23 protein-coding genes, 1 tRNA gene and 1 pseudogene are annotated in these 15,574 nt (G+C 71.7%); 18 read left to right on the forward strand and 7 right to left on the reverse strand.

The window, feature by feature from the left end; genetic code table 11:
* The 4 genes and pseudogenes from ACFWZ5_RS24825 to ACFWZ5_RS24840 form a co-directional block, all read right to left on the reverse strand.
* Window positions 1-281, reverse strand: a pseudogene (locus tag ACFWZ5_RS24825) (aldolase); the annotation flags it as partial.
* 25 nt (window positions 282-306) lie between these two features.
* Window positions 307-888: a DUF4383 domain-containing protein gene (locus ACFWZ5_RS24830; RefSeq protein ID WP_384793572.1), complete on the reverse strand. Its 582-nt coding sequence runs from the start codon at window positions 886-888 to the stop codon at window positions 307-309.
* 151 nt (window positions 889-1,039) lie between these two features.
* Window positions 1,040-2,380 carry a hypothetical protein gene (locus tag ACFWZ5_RS24835; RefSeq protein ID WP_384793575.1) on the reverse strand — a complete coding sequence of 447 codons (1,341 nt, stop codon included), beginning with the start codon at window positions 2,378-2,380 and terminating at the stop codon, window positions 1,040-1,042.
* A gap of 178 nt (window positions 2,381-2,558) precedes the next feature.
* Complete coding sequence (locus ACFWZ5_RS24840; protein WP_384793578.1) at window positions 2,559-3,374, reverse strand: DUF4097 family beta strand repeat-containing protein; 816 nt, start codon at window positions 3,372-3,374, stop codon at window positions 2,559-2,561.
* Between the two features lie 193 nt (window positions 3,375-3,567).
* On the opposite strand from ACFWZ5_RS24840, the gene ACFWZ5_RS24845 reads away from it, so the two are divergent.
* Window positions 3,568-3,639 (forward strand) — tRNA-Val (locus ACFWZ5_RS24845).
* Between the two features lie 77 nt (window positions 3,640-3,716).
* Here ACFWZ5_RS24845 and ACFWZ5_RS24850 read toward each other — a convergent pair.
* The 3 genes from ACFWZ5_RS24850 to ACFWZ5_RS24860 all read right to left on the reverse strand — a co-directional run bounded on the left by ACFWZ5_RS24850 (window position 3,717) and on the right by ACFWZ5_RS24860 (window position 6,130).
* Complete coding sequence (locus ACFWZ5_RS24850; protein ID WP_384793581.1) at window positions 3,717-5,066, reverse strand: hypothetical protein; 1,350 nt, start codon at window positions 5,064-5,066, stop codon at window positions 3,717-3,719.
* A gap of 27 nt (window positions 5,067-5,093) precedes the next feature.
* Window positions 5,094-5,513 carry a hypothetical protein gene (locus tag ACFWZ5_RS24855; protein ID WP_384793583.1) on the reverse strand — a complete coding sequence of 140 codons (420 nt, stop codon included), beginning with the start codon at window positions 5,511-5,513 and terminating at the stop codon, window positions 5,094-5,096.
* Window positions 5,514-5,614: 101 nt separating this feature from the next.
* On the reverse strand, window positions 5,615-6,130 hold the full coding sequence (locus ACFWZ5_RS24860; protein ID WP_384793586.1) for a helix-turn-helix domain-containing protein: 516 nt from the start codon (window positions 6,128-6,130) through the stop codon (window positions 5,615-5,617).
* Window positions 6,131-6,351: 221 nt separating this feature from the next.
* Between ACFWZ5_RS24860 and ACFWZ5_RS24865 the strand changes: the two genes are divergently transcribed.
* From ACFWZ5_RS24865 to ACFWZ5_RS24945, 17 genes are all read left to right on the forward strand, one after another.
* Window positions 6,352-6,540, forward strand: a complete 189-nt coding sequence (locus ACFWZ5_RS24865; RefSeq protein WP_384793763.1) for a helix-turn-helix domain-containing protein — start codon at window positions 6,352-6,354, stop codon at window positions 6,538-6,540.
* Window positions 6,537-6,794 (forward strand): hypothetical protein, encoded by a 258-nt coding sequence (locus tag ACFWZ5_RS24870; protein WP_384793589.1) that lies wholly within the window; start codon window positions 6,537-6,539, stop codon window positions 6,792-6,794. The genes ACFWZ5_RS24865 and ACFWZ5_RS24870 overlap by 4 nt, the downstream gene beginning before the upstream one ends.
* Before the next feature lie 74 nt (window positions 6,795-6,868).
* Complete coding sequence (locus ACFWZ5_RS24875) at window positions 6,869-7,243, forward strand: hypothetical protein (protein WP_384793592.1); 375 nt, start codon at window positions 6,869-6,871, stop codon at window positions 7,241-7,243.
* Window positions 7,240-7,620: a hypothetical protein gene (locus ACFWZ5_RS24880; RefSeq protein WP_384793595.1), complete on the forward strand. Its 381-nt coding sequence runs from the start codon at window positions 7,240-7,242 to the stop codon at window positions 7,618-7,620. The genes ACFWZ5_RS24875 and ACFWZ5_RS24880 overlap by 4 nt, the downstream gene beginning before the upstream one ends.
* A complete protein-coding gene (locus tag ACFWZ5_RS24885; protein WP_384793598.1) occupies window positions 7,617-7,865 on the forward strand; it encodes a hypothetical protein in 249 nt (82 codons plus the stop codon). Before ACFWZ5_RS24880 ends, ACFWZ5_RS24885 begins: the two co-directional genes overlap by 4 nt.
* Window positions 7,862-8,131 carry a WhiB family transcriptional regulator gene (locus ACFWZ5_RS24890; protein ID WP_384793601.1) on the forward strand — a complete coding sequence of 90 codons (270 nt, stop codon included), beginning with the start codon at window positions 7,862-7,864 and terminating at the stop codon, window positions 8,129-8,131. Before ACFWZ5_RS24885 ends, ACFWZ5_RS24890 begins: the two co-directional genes overlap by 4 nt.
* Window positions 8,128-8,949: a hypothetical protein gene (locus tag ACFWZ5_RS24895; RefSeq protein ID WP_384793604.1), complete on the forward strand. Its 822-nt coding sequence runs from the start codon at window positions 8,128-8,130 to the stop codon at window positions 8,947-8,949. The genes ACFWZ5_RS24890 and ACFWZ5_RS24895 overlap by 4 nt, the downstream gene beginning before the upstream one ends.
* Before the next feature lie 12 nt (window positions 8,950-8,961).
* Window positions 8,962-9,597 (forward strand): hypothetical protein, encoded by a 636-nt coding sequence (locus ACFWZ5_RS24900; protein ID WP_384793607.1) that lies wholly within the window; start codon window positions 8,962-8,964, stop codon window positions 9,595-9,597.
* Window positions 9,598-9,681: 84 nt separating this feature from the next.
* Window positions 9,682-9,921 (forward strand): hypothetical protein, encoded by a 240-nt coding sequence (locus tag ACFWZ5_RS24905; protein ID WP_384793610.1) that lies wholly within the window; start codon window positions 9,682-9,684, stop codon window positions 9,919-9,921.
* Window positions 9,922-10,022: 101 nt separating this feature from the next.
* Window positions 10,023-12,527, forward strand: coding sequence for a phage/plasmid primase, P4 family (locus ACFWZ5_RS24910; RefSeq protein ID WP_384891278.1), 2,505 nt, complete (start codon window positions 10,023-10,025; stop codon window positions 12,525-12,527).
* 301 nt (window positions 12,528-12,828) lie between these two features.
* The gene (locus ACFWZ5_RS24915; protein WP_384793616.1) at window positions 12,829-13,176 is read left to right on the forward strand and encodes a hypothetical protein; all 348 of its coding nucleotides are present in this window, start codon (window positions 12,829-12,831) and stop codon (window positions 13,174-13,176) included.
* On the forward strand, window positions 13,173-13,541 hold the full coding sequence (locus tag ACFWZ5_RS24920) for a hypothetical protein (RefSeq protein ID WP_384793619.1): 369 nt from the start codon (window positions 13,173-13,175) through the stop codon (window positions 13,539-13,541). Before ACFWZ5_RS24915 ends, ACFWZ5_RS24920 begins: the two co-directional genes overlap by 4 nt.
* Window positions 13,538-13,744: a hypothetical protein gene (locus ACFWZ5_RS24925; protein WP_384793622.1), complete on the forward strand. Its 207-nt coding sequence runs from the start codon at window positions 13,538-13,540 to the stop codon at window positions 13,742-13,744. The genes ACFWZ5_RS24920 and ACFWZ5_RS24925 overlap by 4 nt, the downstream gene beginning before the upstream one ends.
* Window positions 13,741-13,926, forward strand: coding sequence for a hypothetical protein (locus tag ACFWZ5_RS24930; RefSeq protein ID WP_384793625.1), 186 nt, complete (start codon window positions 13,741-13,743; stop codon window positions 13,924-13,926). The genes ACFWZ5_RS24925 and ACFWZ5_RS24930 overlap by 4 nt, the downstream gene beginning before the upstream one ends.
* Window positions 13,923-14,267 carry a hypothetical protein gene (locus ACFWZ5_RS24935; RefSeq protein ID WP_384793628.1) on the forward strand — a complete coding sequence of 115 codons (345 nt, stop codon included), beginning with the start codon at window positions 13,923-13,925 and terminating at the stop codon, window positions 14,265-14,267. Before ACFWZ5_RS24930 ends, ACFWZ5_RS24935 begins: the two co-directional genes overlap by 4 nt.
* A complete protein-coding gene (locus tag ACFWZ5_RS24940) occupies window positions 14,264-14,809 on the forward strand; it encodes an HNH endonuclease signature motif containing protein (protein ID WP_384793631.1) in 546 nt (181 codons plus the stop codon). Before ACFWZ5_RS24935 ends, ACFWZ5_RS24940 begins: the two co-directional genes overlap by 4 nt.
* Entirely contained in the window at window positions 14,806-15,459 is a 654-nt protein-coding gene (locus ACFWZ5_RS24945) for a hypothetical protein (RefSeq protein WP_384793634.1), read from the forward strand. Before ACFWZ5_RS24940 ends, ACFWZ5_RS24945 begins: the two co-directional genes overlap by 4 nt.
* Window positions 15,460-15,574: the final 115 nt, after the last annotated feature.

Raw genomic sequence — 15,574 nt, forward strand, 5'->3', positions numbered from 1 at the left:
CCCCGGCGGGGCTTCACCGCCTGTGGGGCGCCCGCGGCCGCCGCGCGGCGCGCGTCGGCCGCCGACCGCGCCGTACCCGCGCCGCGCCCCGCGTCCGCGCCGAGCTCGGCGCGCGCCCTGCGGAGCACCGCGAGCGCGTCGGTGCCGCTCAGCGACACCTCGACCAGCGGCACCCCGGACTCGACGAGCGCCATGACCGTACGGAACGACGCCTCCGCGTCGGTGCCGCGCACGATGGCGACGAGCCGCCCGGCGCGCAGAGCTGTCAGAAAGTCGACCATCGCCCCAGGCTCGCACAGGGGTTGATCAGCTCCGCGACCGGTCCAGCCGATCGTTCTGCCGCCGCCGCTCCCTCCGTTCGATCCGGTCCGCCTGCTCCGGGTGACGGGCCTTCCAGTACGGGTTGTCGTGCGGCAGCGTCGCGCTGACCCGCCCGTACATCCCGAAGAACATCAGGAGCACGCCGACCACGAAGCTGAACAGCACGTTCTGGATGCGGAACGCGAGGAAGTTGAAGCTGCTGTCGAGCAGGGCGAGGTTGACGAAGCCGCTGAGGATGAACGCGATGCCGAGCACCATGTTGAGCGTCGACGCGAAGTTGCCGCCGATCACCATGCCGGCGAACAGCAGCAGGCCGACGCAGATCGACAGGACGCTCAGCGCCCCGTTGGTGTTCAGGCCCGCGACGGTGTCGCCCCGGGTGTCGAAGAAGCCGATCTTGTCGATCAGGCCGAGGATGCCGAACGCCAGCAGGACGAGACCCATCAGACCCGCGCCGAAGCGGTAGACCAGGCTGAGCCGGTGGTCGACGGGCAGGTGCTCGTCCAGCGTGACGTGCCGCCTGTGGCCCCGGGACTTGGGGCTCGGATGAAGTACATGCGTGGCCATGTCCGCCTCCTTCGAGCGCGCGGAGGCCGCTGCCTTCTTGCGTACGCCGTGTCTGCGTACGTCCTTCTACGCCGTGTACGCCACGTACGTAACTCCAGGATCCGCCCGCGGCGGTCCCACCGCCAACAAGAGTGCGCGGTGTCCGGCCCGCCTAGGCCCCCTGGCCCCGCTCCTCGCGGATCTGCGCGACCACGCGCGAGGCGGTCGCGCGCACCGCTTCGGTCTCCGTGAGGAAGTGCCAGTAGTCCGGGTGGCGGCCCTCCAGGGCCGCGACCGCGCGGTCCAGGCGGGCCACCGCGTCGTCCAGGGGCCGGGCGTGGCGCGGGTCGGGCCGCTGGCGGCCCGCCATGGCCAGGCGCTGGGCGTCGCGGACCGCGAAGCGGGTGCGCTCGATCTCCGCCTGCGGGTCCTTGGCGACGGCGTTCAGGCGCTGCAGCCGGTCACCGGCCGCCGACACCGCCTCGTCCGTGGAGTTCAGGAGCGCCCGCACGGTGGACAGGAGCGCGGTGGCGTCCGGCCAGCGCTGCTCCTCACGGGCCCGCTGGGCCTCCTTGAGCTTGGTCTCGGCCTGCCGCACGTTCTCGTCGGCCTGCTCCGGCACGCGCTGGAGGTCCTGCCAGCAGGCCGCGGCGAACCGGCGCCGCAGCTCGCTGAGGACGGGCTGCACCTGCTCGCTGCGCGTGGTCAGCGCCTGCGCGCGGGTGCGCAGCGAGACCAGGCGCCGGTCGATCTCGCGGGCCCGCTCCGGCAGCCGCTCGGCCTCGGCCCTGACGGCCTCGGCGTCGCGTACGACCCGGTCGGCGCGCTGCAGCGTGTCGGGGACGCCGTGCTGCCCCGCGCCCTGGTTGAGCTTGGTCAGCTCGGGCGCGAGCGCGGCGAGGCGCCCCGCGAGGTCGTCCGCCTTGAGGCCCGACGCCCGCACCGCGTCCAGGGCGTTGCTGGCCGCGAGCAGCGTCTGGCGGGCGCGCTCCACGGCCGGGGCCAGGCGCGCCAGCTGCGTCTCCGCCTTGTCGAGCAGCGGCGCGAGCCCCTGCGTGAACCTGTCCAGGTCCTGCTTCGCCCGGCCGAGCGCGTCCTTGGCCTGCGTCAGCTCCGTGCGGGCGCGGGCGGCGGCGGACGCCTCCAGGTCGTCGCGGTCCAGGTCGTGGGCGTCGACCGCGGTGATGTACTGATGGCTGACCTCGTCGATGCGCCGCCCGAACGCCTCGAAGTCCGACGCGGCCTTGCGCGCGGCGGGCGAGGAGTCGACCGCCGCGATCGTCTCCATGGAGATCCGCAGGTCGCGCTGCGCGGTGTCCAGGTCGTAGAACGCCGCCGCCGCGGCGTCCTTCGCGGCCTGCGCCTCGGCCCGCACGCTCTCGCCGCGCCCGCCGAACCACCGCCGCGTACCGCCCCCGGCGAAGGAGGCGGGGAGCACGGCGGCGAGCAGCGGAAGGGGCAGGACGACGAGGGTGAGCGCGTCCCGCAGGGGACGTGGCCGACGCTGCCGCACGGGCGCGTCCCCAAGGGGCGCGGGGCGGCGCCGGCGCGCGGCTCCGCCGCGGGACGCGACCAGCCGCGAACGACCCGCAGATTTCGTCGCCGTCACTTGTCCCACTCCCGTGCTGTCATCCGCCCTGCCCGGCCGGTGTCACATTCTCCCACCGGTGGAGGACGAACACACGGGCCGGTCAGTTCGCGCCGCGCACCGTGATGTTGCCGTCGACGCTGTGCGCGAACACCCGGTGCGGGCTGCGGTCGTCGCGCGGCACGGACACGTCGGCGCCGCCGTCCACGCTCTCGGTCTCCACGCGGTACGCGACGGCGCCGCCTCCGTCGCCCTTCTTCACCGGCAGGCCGACGGTCACCGAGCCGTCCTTGCTGCGGACCTGGACGCGGTCCGGCACGGCGTCCAGGTCGAGCCGGACCGAGCCGTCGCTGGAGTCGACGGCGACCCGCTTCGACGTGACGCCGACGGTCTTCACCGACCCGTCGCTGCTGTGCACGTCGAGCGGCCCGCTGGAGTCCTTGACGGTGACGGACCCGTCGTTGCTGCGCACCTTCAGGGCGGTGTCGAAGCCGCTCGCGGTCACGCTGCCGTCGGCGTTGAGCACGGTCACGGCGGTGCCGCGCGGCACGACCACGCGGTGCTTGGCCGAGCAGTTGGTGATCACGCCGCTGCACTTCACGCGGAACGTGAGCCGGTCGCCCGTCATCTTCCACGTGACCTTCGGCTCGCCGCCGAGCACGGTCCGCCCGTCGAACCACCGTGTCACGCGCACGTCCTCGGCGTCGTCGTCCGCCACCTCGACGTCGAGCGCCGAGTCGTCGGAGTCCACGGTGAGCGTCCGCCCCGGCAGCGCGAACGACCGGTGCTCCGGGTCCGAGTCGTCCTCGGCGTTCGCCCCGCACGCGGCGACGAGCCCGAACACGGCCGCCGTCGCGCCGACACCGACAAGGACCCGGGCCCCGCGCGGACGCGGACGACGGCTGTGGACGGTGCTCATGACGCTCTCCTCTTGGAACCCCCGCCGCTCGTGCCGCGGGCACGCCTCACGCTAGGGGCCGGGACGCCGCGAGAGGATCCGGGCCCCTACCGGATACGGGGTGGGGATATCCCCCCGCTCGTCCGGGGGTCCGCGGCCCGGGCAGGGGTTTGCGATCCACCGCCACCGGCAAGGTAGGCTGTCGATTCGTCCCGGGCGCGTAGCTCAGGGGTAGAGCGCCGCCCTTACAAGGCGGATGTCGGCGGTTCGAAACCGTCCGCGCCCACCCAGGTCAGAGGCCCCTTACCGATCACGGTAAGGGGCCTCTGGTGATCGTTTGGGAGATATTTAGGAGATCAACTCCTAGGACGGTCGCTTCCGGGCCCGCTTGGCCACCAGCCGCCCGCGCTTCCACCGCGCCTCAAGGCAGTCCAGCCGATGCCTGCGCATCTCGGGCGTCACGTGCTCGTAAGTCCCCTCAATGTCCTTCGGGACCCACCCCATCGTCAAGAACCGCAGGGCCCGATCCACGCCGTCCTCCTTCATCCACGTGTCCGCCGTGTGGCGGGCCCCGCGCATCGTGAAGTCCTGCAGAATCGGCTTCCACTCCTCGCGCCCTTTGAAGCCACGCTTCCGCTCGATCGCGTCCCGGCCGTCGGCCGCCGGCCGCAGCACCCGCCCGAAGTTCCCGCGGCGCCAGAACTGCCCGCCCGGCGTCGAGAACGGGTACTCGAACGGCCACGACTCGATGTGATCCGCGATCTTGCGAACCAGGAACGGCGGCACGTCGACCTCACGCGCCGAGTACTTGTTCTTGGGCGGCCCCAAGTACGTCTTGACGACTGCTTTCGGCTCCTTGCGGCGGTTGGCCTTCCAGCCCTTTTCCAGACATGCCGCCAACCGCGCGTCTTCCGCGGCATGCCACGCGACCCGCGTGTCCGCGTCGAGCTCGAACTCATCCTCGTGCAGAGACCCCACTTTCGAGTCGATCCGCAGCACGTGCCGGACGAACAGCTTGCCGTCGATCTTGTCCACGCGCTTCAGCAAGCAGTTGTCCCGGTGAAGTCCCGTCAGCTCGCCCCACCGTGGGCCGAGGTAGCAGTCAGTAATGACCATGAGCCCGTGGACCCCGCCGAGCCGCTCGTACAGCTGGTACGCCTCGTGGGGCTGCGCCCACACCTCTTCCTCGTCGTCGTGGTGGTCGGCACCGACGATGATGCGGCGCCCGTAGAGCTTGTTGGCCGCGATGTATGCAGCGTCCTCCGCGCCACTGAGGATCGTGCTGAGCAGGCTCCGGGCTTGGCTGATCGTGCTCGGATCATGCCGCCCCTCCGGCTTCGCCGCCCGCGCGGCCCACTCCTTGACCGTGAACACGTTGTTCACCTCGACGAGCGGCGAGTACTCGAACTCAGGCAGCAAAATATGATCAAGCAGGTACCGCCGACGCCTCACCGTTCCCGGCCGCGGCTGGTTCGCCTGCTTCCAGATGTCCACCCACTCGCCGAACTTCGTCAGCGCCTTCGCCGGATCGATCCACGCCCCCGCCCGGATCGCCGCCTCCTGCTGATTGCCCCAGTCCTCCGCGAGCTTCTTCGTCGGGAAACCCGGCTGGGTGCCCTTGCTGCCGTCGGGCTTCTTGTAGCAGGCACGCCACGTGAACTGCTTCGTTTTCCGCCCGTTGCGGACCTTGTAGACCTTCTCCGCGTACGCCATGTGAGACCCCCTCCGCCCGTGCAGCTGTCAGCTGGCCATGAGGTGCACGACGTAGCGCGCCGGGGTCCGCATCCAGTCCGGCGACCGCTCGGACTGCGAACCCGTAATGACCTCGCCCGCGTGCCGCTTGATCAGATCCGCGCGCACCACGTAGTGGATGCCGTCCGCGCGATCGTTCACGACGATCGCCTCGGCCTCGTCTTCCATACGCTCGCGCAGTTCCATGGTGATCGGGATGCGCGGGCCGCGCGCCATGTCCGGCGGTCTCGGCCGCCACCGGCGGGCCTGCTGGGTGAGCGCGTTTGCGAAGTAGGCGGCGCCCTGTTCAGTGATGTCGCTGTGGTGCATGTGGAAGATGCACCCCGCCTCATGATCGTTGGCGAAGTCCTCTATCCACGGCTCGAAGTAGGCGCCCTCGTGGCGCACGACCTTGATGGTGAGTTCCATGCGCGGTTCCCCGATCCGCCGTGCGGTGCCCCCCTCACGGTGACGGTCTGTGCATGCTGGCACACGGTCAGGCGTCACGCTAGTGGCCTGCCGAAACTCTTCTAACCGTCGACCCCGCCATCGGCTTCTGCCGCGATGCTCTGCAGGTGCCGACGCGCTTTCCGGTAACGCTCCGCAACCTTCGCGACCTCCTCGGGCGTCGCGTCCTTCTTCCCCTGCAGCACGACGATGATGTGGCCGTCATCCTCGTCCGGGCCCAAGTTGATCACGGTGGATTCGAGCGTCTTGCCTGACCGCAGCTCGTACTCGACGGTGGGTGACAGGCCAAGTCCGTCAGGAGCGCTCGGGGCGGGGGCTGGCTCGGGCTCGTCGGCCACATAGTCCGCCAGAGTGCCGCCCTCCCAGACGTGATCCACTGCCCCCCCGGGCCACCCGAGCAGCGCCGCGTACGCGCGGACGGTGGGCGTCACCCGCGTGATCTTTCCGTGCTCGATGTTCTGGATCGCGTTGCGGCTCACCTTGAGCTTCTCGGCGGCACCAGGCTGCGTGAGCTTGGGGCGCCGCTGCTCGCGTGACGCCTGCAGCTCGCTGCCTAGCCGCTTCGAGTCGTGGTCCATGGATCCCCATGATGCCTCATGGTGTTGCATGCCCACAGCCCAGAATCCGGGCATTGACCTGGGTGTTACTAGGCGTCCCACAGTGCAGGTGTTGCATCGCCTGTCCCGTACGTACCTTTTCGGATCCCGTGAGACCCAGTTACTGGGTGTTCTCTGGGTCAAGGTGCTTGCCAGGGTAGTCAGGCTGTGCCCTAATACTGGGTGTGAAGCCCACTGGGAGCGTGATCCGGGCCCTTCGTGAGGCCAAGTCGCTTGGCCTTCGCGAGCTCGCTCGGCGCGCAGATCTGAACCCCGGCTACCTCTCCCGCCTTGAACGCGGGCTCATCCGGGAGGCCGGAGACCGGCAGGTCCAGCGGGTTGCCACAGCACTACGCGTTCCAGTCGACGTCATCACTGAGGAGACGCCGTGACCGCCAAGGCCACGAAGAAGCCGTCCACCCGTACCCGCCGACCGCGCGTCGAGGACGAGGCCGAATTCCGACGGTGGACCCCGGAGGAGGTCATCAAGCTCCGGCTCCTGCCGTACCGCAGCGCGCGCGTGCTCAAAGAGAAGTGCTACCGGCGCCAGGTCTGGCACCACCTCGACGGCGGCCGCATCACGTTCACCGCCGACGACCTGCGCAAGGAGAACGAGCGCAACGCTGTCGCGCCCATCGCCGCCTGACACACATCGGGGCCGCCCGGACGGCCATCCGGAACGACCCCTCGGCACCTCAACCACACGAAATCGAGGTCACCGTGAACGAACACACTACCTACAGCGCCCGCCGCAACCCCCCGCTGAGCGAGCAGAGCCCGGCCATCGAGGCCCTGGTCACGCTCGTTGAGATGTTCGGGTCGCTGCCGGGCGGCTACATCATGATCCACTCCCAGCGGTACGGCGGGCCTGTCAAGCTCGACTTGCAGCTTGACGCCTCGCAGGACTTCGAGCAGTGGCGCACCTGCCTGCGCATCGCCCCCGCCGACGTGGTCCTCGAAGCGTCCCCCGGATACACGTGGTTGTCGGCCACCGGCCGGTGCCGTGGCGTCGACGTCGAGATCACCGGCTTCGGTGTGCCGCTGACGTACGAGCACGCCACCACCCCGCAGCAGGCTGACGAGGTGTCGGCATGAGGACCCGCCTCGTGAACACCGCCGCCGACGTGATCCACCGCGCGCAGGCCAACGGACACGTCACCGCGGCCGGGATCGCCGTCGCGCTGGAATCCGCGCAGCTCCTTCAGCCCCCGCAGCGCGCCGCCGAACTGGCCGACCTCCAGGCCCGCCGCGACGTCCTGCTCGCGATGCTGCCCACCGAGCCGTGCACCGAGCGCGGCCTGCCCAACGACCTCGACGCGGCCCGCGCCGCGTACGGCGTGTGGGAGCAGGTCGCTGGAGTCCTCGGCGTCACTCTCCCGCACAGCCCGGCCGCCACGCTGCTCATCGAGCACGCCCGCCCCACCGCCGGTCCCCTCGGCTTCACGGTGACCGAGCGAGGTGAGCACCCGTGACCGGGCCCGAGCACTACCGCGAGGCCGAACGCCTCCTCGCCGCTGCCATCGAGGACAGCCACACCACCTTCGAGGGCCGCGACCCCAAGGCAGACCGCGCCATCGCCGAGGCGCAGGTGCACGCGACGCTCGCTCTCGCCGCCGCGACCGCCCTCGTCACACCGTCGCAGCGTGCCGCCGTCCGCACGATCAGAGCCTGGCACGACATCGCCGGGATCAAGCCGAGCGGTGGTGATGCGGGATGACGACCACCGCGCGCGCCGGGGCCACCACGGCCCCGGCCGCCGGCCCCCGCGACTGGGAAGCCGACGCCCTGTGCGCCCAGGTCGACCCCGACCTCTGGCACCCGGCCGTCGGTGCGCCCGTTCGCGCAGCCAAACGCATCTGCGCCGCCTGCCCCGCCCTCGCCGACTGCCGCGCCTACGCCCTCGCGCGGCCCGGCCTCACCGGCATCTGGGGCGGCCTCACCACCCGCGAGCGCGGCCGACTCCGTGAGCAGGGGGCGGTATGAGCGCTACCGGCAGCGACGACACCGGCCGCGCGCTCGCCGCGCGCATCGCCGACCTCATCACCCACACCGCGCGCAACTCGCCCCGCTCCCTCCAGAAGCGGCTCGGCCCGTCCGACGTCGGCGAGCCCTGCGAGCGAGCCCTGTCGTACCAGCTCCTCGACTGGCCGACGACACGCGACGACGACCCCATCGCGTCCGTGATCGGCACCGGCTTCCACAGCTGGATGGAGGAGACGTTCGCTGCCCGGCAGACCGTCCTGCCCGACGGCCGCCCGCGGTACCGCATCGAGGAGCGCGTCACCGTCCGCGACTCCCCGATCCACGACGCGGTCATCGCCGGAAGCTCCGACCTGTACGACCGGGCCACCGGCACCGTCTGGGACTGGAAGCTCGTCGGCAAGACCAGCCTCGACAACTACCGGCGCAAGGGCCCCGGCCCTCAGTACCGCACCCAGGCCCACCTGTACGGGCTCGGCCAGGAGAACGCGGGCGAGCAGCCCCGCCGGGTCGCGGTCTGCTTCGTCGGCCGCTACCACGAGCTGCTCGTCCACGTGTGGACCGAGCCCTACGACCGGCAGGTGGCGCTCGACGGGCTCGCCCGTCTCGACCGCATCCGCGCCCGCCTCACCGCATCCGGCGACGCCAACGCGCCCTACGGCCACGCCTGGTGGTCCCAGATCCCCACGGACGAGAAGGCCAAGTGCCGGTTCTGCCCGTGGTTCAAGCCCGGCTCCACCGACCTCACCATCGGCTGCCCCGGCATCCCCCTCACCGCCGACCGCCCCGCGCGGCACGGCTTCGAATCCCTCATTGCATAGGAGCGCATCAGCATGGACGCCAACAGCTTCCTCATGGGCGGCGGCGGGGCTCCCACCGCCAAGTTCCCCACCCCCGGCACCACCGTCGGCGGCCGCATCACCACCCCGCCCACCGTCGAGCAGCAGCGCGACATTCAGAGCGGCGAGAAGAAGTTCTGGGGCAACGGGGACCCCATGATGCAACTCGTCGTCACCGTCGACACCGGTCAGCGGGACCCGTCCATTGAGGACGACGAAGGCAAGCGCCGCATCTTCGTCAAGGGGCAGATGAAGAACGCCGTGGCCGACGCCGTCCGCGCGTCCGGGGCGCCAGGCCTGGAGGTCGGTGGCCGCCTGACCGTGACCTACAGCCACGACGGCGAGCAGAAGCAGCGCGGTTTCTCCGCGCCCAAGCAGTACACGGCGCAATACATCCCTGCCGCACAGGCCGCACTCAACGCCACCGCACCGGCCCCCGCCGCCCCGGCGCCGCCCGGTGTGAACACCGTCACCGGCGAGATCACCACACCGCCCCCCGGCCTCACCCCGCAGCAGTACGCGGCCGCGCAGCAGAACCCGGCCACCGCCGCCCTCGCCCAACAGGCCGCCGTACAGGCCCCGGCGCCCGCCGCGCCCGCGCCGCAGCCCAGCGACGAACCGCCCTTCTAGCCCACCGCCCCACTGCGCCGCCCGCCGCCACCGATCACCCATGCGCGCGGCGGCGGGCGGACCAACCAGGAAGGAGCCGCGCCCATGGGCACGGACCTCACGCACCGCGTCGCCGAAGGCACCACACGATGGGCTGCCGAACTGCTCGTCGCCGGGCTCGAACCCGACGAGCACGAGATCAGCTTCGCGGCAGACGAGCGCCCCATCCTCCGCATCCACTTCGCGTTCGCGCCTGCTCTGTCCGACGAGGCGCGCGAGGCCCTCGTGCGCGGTATCGGCGCGGTAGCCGCCCGCGAGATGCAACTGGCCCTCAACGACCAGTAGCCCGACCGCCCGCCGCCGGGTCTTCCCCACACCCCCGCGCCCCGGCGGCGGGCCCCGCCCCTCACGCGCCCACCATCACCTCTTCACCGAGGAGCACGGCCTTGAGCACACCGCAGGACACGCTGACCGCAGCGCTCGCCTGGCACAAGGCGGGCGCCAGCGTCGTCCGCGCGTGTGCCAACGGCACCAAGGCCCCCCTGGGCGGGTGGAAGCCCTACCAGGAGGAGCGCCCAGACGAATCGCTCCTGCGCGCCTGGTTCGACGGTGGGCACCCCGGCCTCGGCATCGTCCTCGGCACCGTCAGCGGCGGCCTGGAGATGATCGAGTTCGAGGGCCGCGCCGTCGACGAGGGGCTGCCCACCGAGTTCGGCGAAATCGTTGAAGCCTCCGGGCTCGGCGACGTCTGGGACCGGATCAAGCGCGGCTACTGCGAGCGCACCCCCAGCGGCGGCTACCACCTCATCTACCGCGTCACCGGCGGCCCCGTCCTCGCCAATACCAAGCTGGCCCGCCGCCCGGCCACCAAAGCCGAGCTGGAGGCCGCGCCCGGCGCCCGCGTCCAGGTCCTCATCGAGACCCGCGGGCAGGGCGGCTTCGTCGTCACGGCCCCCTCGCACGGGCCCGTGCACCCCACCGGCCGCCCCTGGGAGCTCCTCGCCGGCGGGCCCGGCCACATCGCGACCATCGACGTCGGCGAGCGGGACGCGCTGTTCGCCATCGCCCGCATGCTCGACGAGACACCGCAGGCCAACGAGCCCCCGGTACCCGCCGCGACCCCCGACGAGACGGCCTCGTTCCTCTTCGGCACCACCGCACCCGGCCCCGCCGACGGCGGCCTGTCGCCGCTCGACGACTTCGAGCAGCGCACCCCATGGGCCGACATCCTCAAGCCCCACGGCTGGCAGCTGGTGCTCACCCACGGCCACACCTCGTACTGGCGGCGCCCCGGCAAGAACACCGGCATCTCCGCCACCACCGGCCGCGACCCCCAGCGCGACAGGCTGTACGTCTTCAGCTCCTCGACCGAGTTCGAGCAGGAGACCCCTTACACCAAGCCCGGCGCCTACGCGCTCCTCGAGCACGGCGGCGACCACAGCGCGGCCGCCCGCGAACTCCGCCGCCGCGGCTACGGCGCCCCCCGCGACGCCCCCCGCCACCTCACCGTCGTCCCCGCCCCCGCCCCGCCCACCAACGGCACCGCGGCCCTCCAGGTCACCGAGCACCTGACCGTCGCCTCCGGCACCCGCTGGCCCGAGTCGTTCACCGACGACGGCAACGCCCTGCTGTACGCCGACACCTTCAGCGACGAGCTGCGCTACGTCGCGCAGCGCGGAACGTGGCTCACCTGGGAAGGGCACCGATGGGCGTGGGACGAGACCGGCCACACCATCGAGCTGGCCCGTGAGCTCGTCCGCGGACTCGATCCCACCCATTTCGACGGCGATCTGGAGAAGGCCGCCCGCAAGCACAAGGGGTCGAGCCTCAGCCGCAACAAGATCACTGCCATGCTCGGGCTCGCGCAGTCCGACCGCCGCCTGGCCGTCTCTGTCACCGCGCTCGACACTGCGCCCCGCCACCTCAACACCCCCGGCGGCATCGTGTCCCTGGCCGACGGCACCGTGACTCCGCCGGACCCGGCCGCCCTCCACACCCGTTCCACCCTCGTCGCCGCTGACCCCGCCCACCCGACACCTCGCTGGAACGCCTTCCTCGCCGACACCTTCGGCGGCGACACCGACATGATCGGCTTCGTTCAGCGCCTCGCCGGATACTCAGCGTCCGCAGACACCGGCACCCACGTCTTCCCCTTCCTCCACGGCCCCGGAGGCAACGGCAAGTCCGTCCTCATGGACGTCCTGCGTCACCTCCTCGGCGACTACGCCGGACCCGCCCCCGCCGGATTCCTCATGGCCGGACGACAGGAGCACTCCGAGGAGCTCGCACGGCTTCAGGGCCTGCGCATGGTCGTCGCCTCCGAGATCAACCCGGATGCCCGGTTCGACGAGGCCAAGCTGAAGGAACTGACCGGTGGTGACACCCTGACCGCGCGGTTCATGCACCAGTCGTTCTTCGAGTTCGAGCCCACCCACCACCTGTGGCTCATGGGCAACCACCAGCCGCGCGTGAAGGCGGGCGGGGACTCGTTCTGGCGGCGCCTGCGGCTCCTCCCGTTCCAGTACAAGGTCCCCGAGGACAAGAAGATCGAGGGCCTGGCCGACCTCCTCGTCGCCGAGGAAGGCCCCGGCATCCTCGCCTGGATCATCGCCGGAGCCATCGCCCACTTCGCCCGCGGCGGCCTCCGTGAGCCCGACTCCGTGAAGGCCGCCACCGCCGCCTACGCGGCCGAAGAGGACCACATGGGTCGGTTCCTGGACGACTGCTGCGTGCGCGGACCCGCCGCCCACGTACGGACCGAGACGGGCCGCGTGCGCGGCGCCTACGAGGCGTGGTGCCACAGCGAAGGCGAGCAGGCCCTGGCCGCCCGCCAGTTCGGCCGGGAACTGAAGGCCCGCGGCATCGTCCGCAAGCCGTCGTCCGGCCGGTACTTCTACGCCGGGCTCGGCCTGCTCGCCGAGGGTGACGTCGACGAGCGCGAGGGATGGTGATCGAAGTGCCGTTGCGAGTGCCGTTGAGTGCCGTTGCAGTGCCGTTGAAAGTGCCGTTGGGGAGCCGTCGTCTCCGCAGGTCAGAGCGTTCTAGTGCCGTTAGTGCCGTTGAACTCCCACATCACGCTCACACACGCACGCGCGCGCACATGAAGTGGCATCTTTGTCGGACTTCAACGGCACTAACGGCACTTCGATCTTCAATCTGCGGCCCGACCTGCACAAACGCCAGTGCCGTCACAGGCGAAACCAACGGCACTCCAACGGCACTCGCAACGGCACTCACCCTCGGCGGCCCGCAGTGACCGCCCGCCGGCCTCGGCCCACCGCCGCCGACAGGGCGCGCGCCGCCGCCGAGCACGTCGCCGAACGGCCCTGCCTGCGCTGCGGCGCTACCACCCTCGTCGCCCGCACCCCAGACCGCGTCGCCGCCCTCGACATCCGCGCCGACCCCACCCCGCTCGACCCCGTCGCCGAGATCCTCGCCCGCCTCGACGGCCGCCTCACGTGGTGCCTGATCGAGCACGAGCACGTCGGCCGCCGTCTGCGCTGGCGCGACCCCTGGCACATCGCCGCCGGCCGCTGCCCTCACACCGTCATCGCCGACCACCGCTGTCGGCCCCAACCCGTCCAAGGAGTCCTGCTGTGAGCCGATCGAAAGCCAAGGGCACTGCCGCCGAAACCGCCGTCGTCCGCTTCCTTCGCGCCGCCGGGTTCGTCCAAGCCGAGCGCCGCACCCTGTCCGGCGTCCAGGACCGCGGCGACATCGCAGGCCTGCCCGGCGTCGTCATCGAGGTCAAGAACTGCTCACGCGTCGAACTCGCCGCGTGGCTCGCCGAGGCCGAGCGCGAGCGCGACAACGACGGCGCCTCGCTCGGCGTGGTGTTCCACAAGCGCCGCGGCAAGGCCGACCCCCGCGACTGGTTCGTCACCATGTCCGGCCTTCAGTTCGCCGCTCTCCTCCGCGACCACATGGAGATGCCCCCGCTCGACGACGAGGTCGGCGCGGCATGAGCGAGCAGCCCGCCCGCATCACCGGCATCCCGCCCGGCCTCGCCGCCCGCGGCCTGGACCGCGACCAGATCCCCGTCGCCGACTGGCTGTGCTCCTGCGGCCGCCACGAGCGCGCCACCGGCGGCGTCGCCGTCGGGATGCTGCTCGCCCGCGTCCGCGTCGGCACCTGCCCCCACGCCGCCGAGGGGAGGGCCGCCGCGTGACGCGCCGCCGATGCACGCGCGGGCACTTCATCCCCGCCACCGCCCCCACAAGCGCCTGCCACTGCGTCCTCGTGCCACGACGCCGACGACGCCACCGCTTCAGCACCGACGTCTACGGCCAAGGCCTCGCCGCACGACAGAAGACCGTCCGCACCATCTGGCCCACCGGGAGCTACCTGTGACCGCGCACCGCCGCACCGCCCTCGTCTGCCGCGCCGCCGCCGCGCTCCTCGCCGCTGGCGCCGCCTACACCGGCCACCACGGCGCCGCGATCCCCACCGTGGGCGCCGCGTACACCGCGGCCTTCCTCGCCTGGGTCGGCCAGTGCGAGGCCGCCGCCGACCGCCGCGCCCGCGTCCACGCGCGCCGAGCCGAACTCGCCGCCCGACCGTCACCGCGACGCCCGCTCACCCCGCGGCCGCCGGCCGGACCCGCGGTCCAGGACGGCGCCCCCCTCGACCCGCGCGAGGCCGCCGTCTTCACCGCGATCGCCGCCCGGTACGACGACCGGAGCGCGGCATGAGGCCCGCGTGTTCCATCGAGGGGTGCGACAGGGTTGCCAAGGCACGGGGTTGGTGCGGTACGCACTGGTGGCGGTGGCGACACCATGGTGATCCGGAGTACCGGACACCTGAGCGACCTGCCGGATGCCAGGTGTCGGGCTGCGGCGGGGCACGGTTCGCCACGACCTACTGCCAGAAGCACTACACGCGACAGTTGCGGCACGGCAACCTGCTTGGCGTCCGCCCCCGCGAAGCTGCCGCCGTCAGGTTCTGGTTGCGCGTCGACAGGAACGCGCCCGGAGGCTGCTGGTTGTGGACGGGCGCGCGCGGCGATCACGGGTACGGGACCCTCCAGGGCGACGACGGCCGCACAGTCGGCGCGCACCGCTTCTCCTACACGCTGCACCACGGCCCGATACCTGACGGTCTTCTGGTCATGCACAGCTGCGACAACCCACCGTGCGCGAACCCGGCTCACCTGTCTGTCGGCACGCACGCCGACAACATGCGTGACATGGCGGCTAAGGGGCGGAGCCGGAACCAGGGGAGGCCAACAGCGTGAGCACTTGTGGACTTTGTGAGCGCGACCTGGAGCACGGCTACCTCTGCCCCGGCGACGCCCGCGCCCTCGCCAAGCGCCTCGACAGCGCCCCCCGCTGGTACGAGGGCCTCGCCGCGTTCCTCCAGCCCGCCGTCACCGGGCCCGCCGTCGGCTCCCGCCCGCGTGCCGAGGCGCCCCTGCCGCTCGCCGAGCCCGCGTTCGTCCTGCGCGGGCCCGGCGGCATCGTCGGCGTCCTGGAGGACTGGCGCGCCGCCATGCAGGCCGACCGCGGATGGGGCACACCGGTCATCACCGGAGACACCGCCCGCCGTATCGCCGTCGCCGCCCGCGCCCTGTCCATCAACCTCGACTGGATCACCGCGTCCTGGCCCATCGCGGGCGCCCTCGCCGAGGAAGTCCGCGACCTCGAACGGTCGGTGCGCTCCATCGTCGCCCCCACCGACCCCGCCGAGCGTCTCGTCCGCATGGGCCCGTGCCCGAACGTCGTGGACGCCCAGGACGGCCGGTGCGGCGCCGTCCTGCTCCGGCGCCCCAACGAGGCGACGATCACCTGCCGGTGGTGCACCACCACCTGGCCGCCGTCCCGCCTGCTCGCGCTCGCACGCGCCCAGCAGGACGCCGCCAACGCCACTGTGGACGCCTCAAGTTGATGGCGCTGGATTCGTAACAAGCCGCCACATAACGGGTGATCTTGTGCCAAGCTAGTCTCCACAACCACAAACAGAACGGCCCCCGCCGGTGCTACCAACACCGAACGAGGGCCTG

Source organism: Streptomyces sp. NPDC059003, assembly GCF_042740445.1.
GTDB lineage: Bacteria > Actinomycetota > Actinomycetes > Streptomycetales > Streptomycetaceae > Streptomyces.

Bases quoted from the DNA above. Each gene is read 5' to 3' on its own strand.
- ACFWZ5_RS24830 (WP_384793572.1), bottom strand. From the start codon at position 888: ATGGCCACGCATGTACTTCATCCGAGCCCCAAGTCCCGGGGCCACAGG.
- ACFWZ5_RS24840 (WP_384793578.1), bottom strand. From the start codon at position 3,374: ATGAGCACCGTCCACAGCCGTCGTCCGCGTCCGCGCGGGGCCCGGGTC.
- ACFWZ5_RS24850 (WP_384793581.1), bottom strand. From the start codon at position 5,066: ATGGCGTACGCGGAGAAGGTCTACAAGGTCCGCAACGGGCGGAAAACG.
- ACFWZ5_RS24855 (WP_384793583.1), bottom strand. From the start codon at position 5,513: ATGGAACTCACCATCAAGGTCGTGCGCCACGAGGGCGCCTACTTCGAG.
- ACFWZ5_RS24860 (WP_384793586.1), bottom strand. From the start codon at position 6,130: ATGGACCACGACTCGAAGCGGCTAGGCAGCGAGCTGCAGGCGTCACGC.
- ACFWZ5_RS24880 (WP_384793595.1), top strand. From the start codon at position 7,240: ATGAGGACCCGCCTCGTGAACACCGCCGCCGACGTGATCCACCGCGCG.
- ACFWZ5_RS24890 (WP_384793601.1), top strand. From the start codon at position 7,862: ATGACGACCACCGCGCGCGCCGGGGCCACCACGGCCCCGGCCGCCGGC.
- ACFWZ5_RS24895 (WP_384793604.1), top strand. From the start codon at position 8,128: ATGAGCGCTACCGGCAGCGACGACACCGGCCGCGCGCTCGCCGCGCGC.
- ACFWZ5_RS24900 (WP_384793607.1), top strand. From the start codon at position 8,962: ATGGACGCCAACAGCTTCCTCATGGGCGGCGGCGGGGCTCCCACCGCC.
- ACFWZ5_RS24905 (WP_384793610.1), top strand. From the start codon at position 9,682: ATGGGCACGGACCTCACGCACCGCGTCGCCGAAGGCACCACACGATGG.
- ACFWZ5_RS24925 (WP_384793622.1), top strand. From the start codon at position 13,538: ATGAGCGAGCAGCCCGCCCGCATCACCGGCATCCCGCCCGGCCTCGCC.
- ACFWZ5_RS24940 (WP_384793631.1), top strand. From the start codon at position 14,264: ATGAGGCCCGCGTGTTCCATCGAGGGGTGCGACAGGGTTGCCAAGGCA.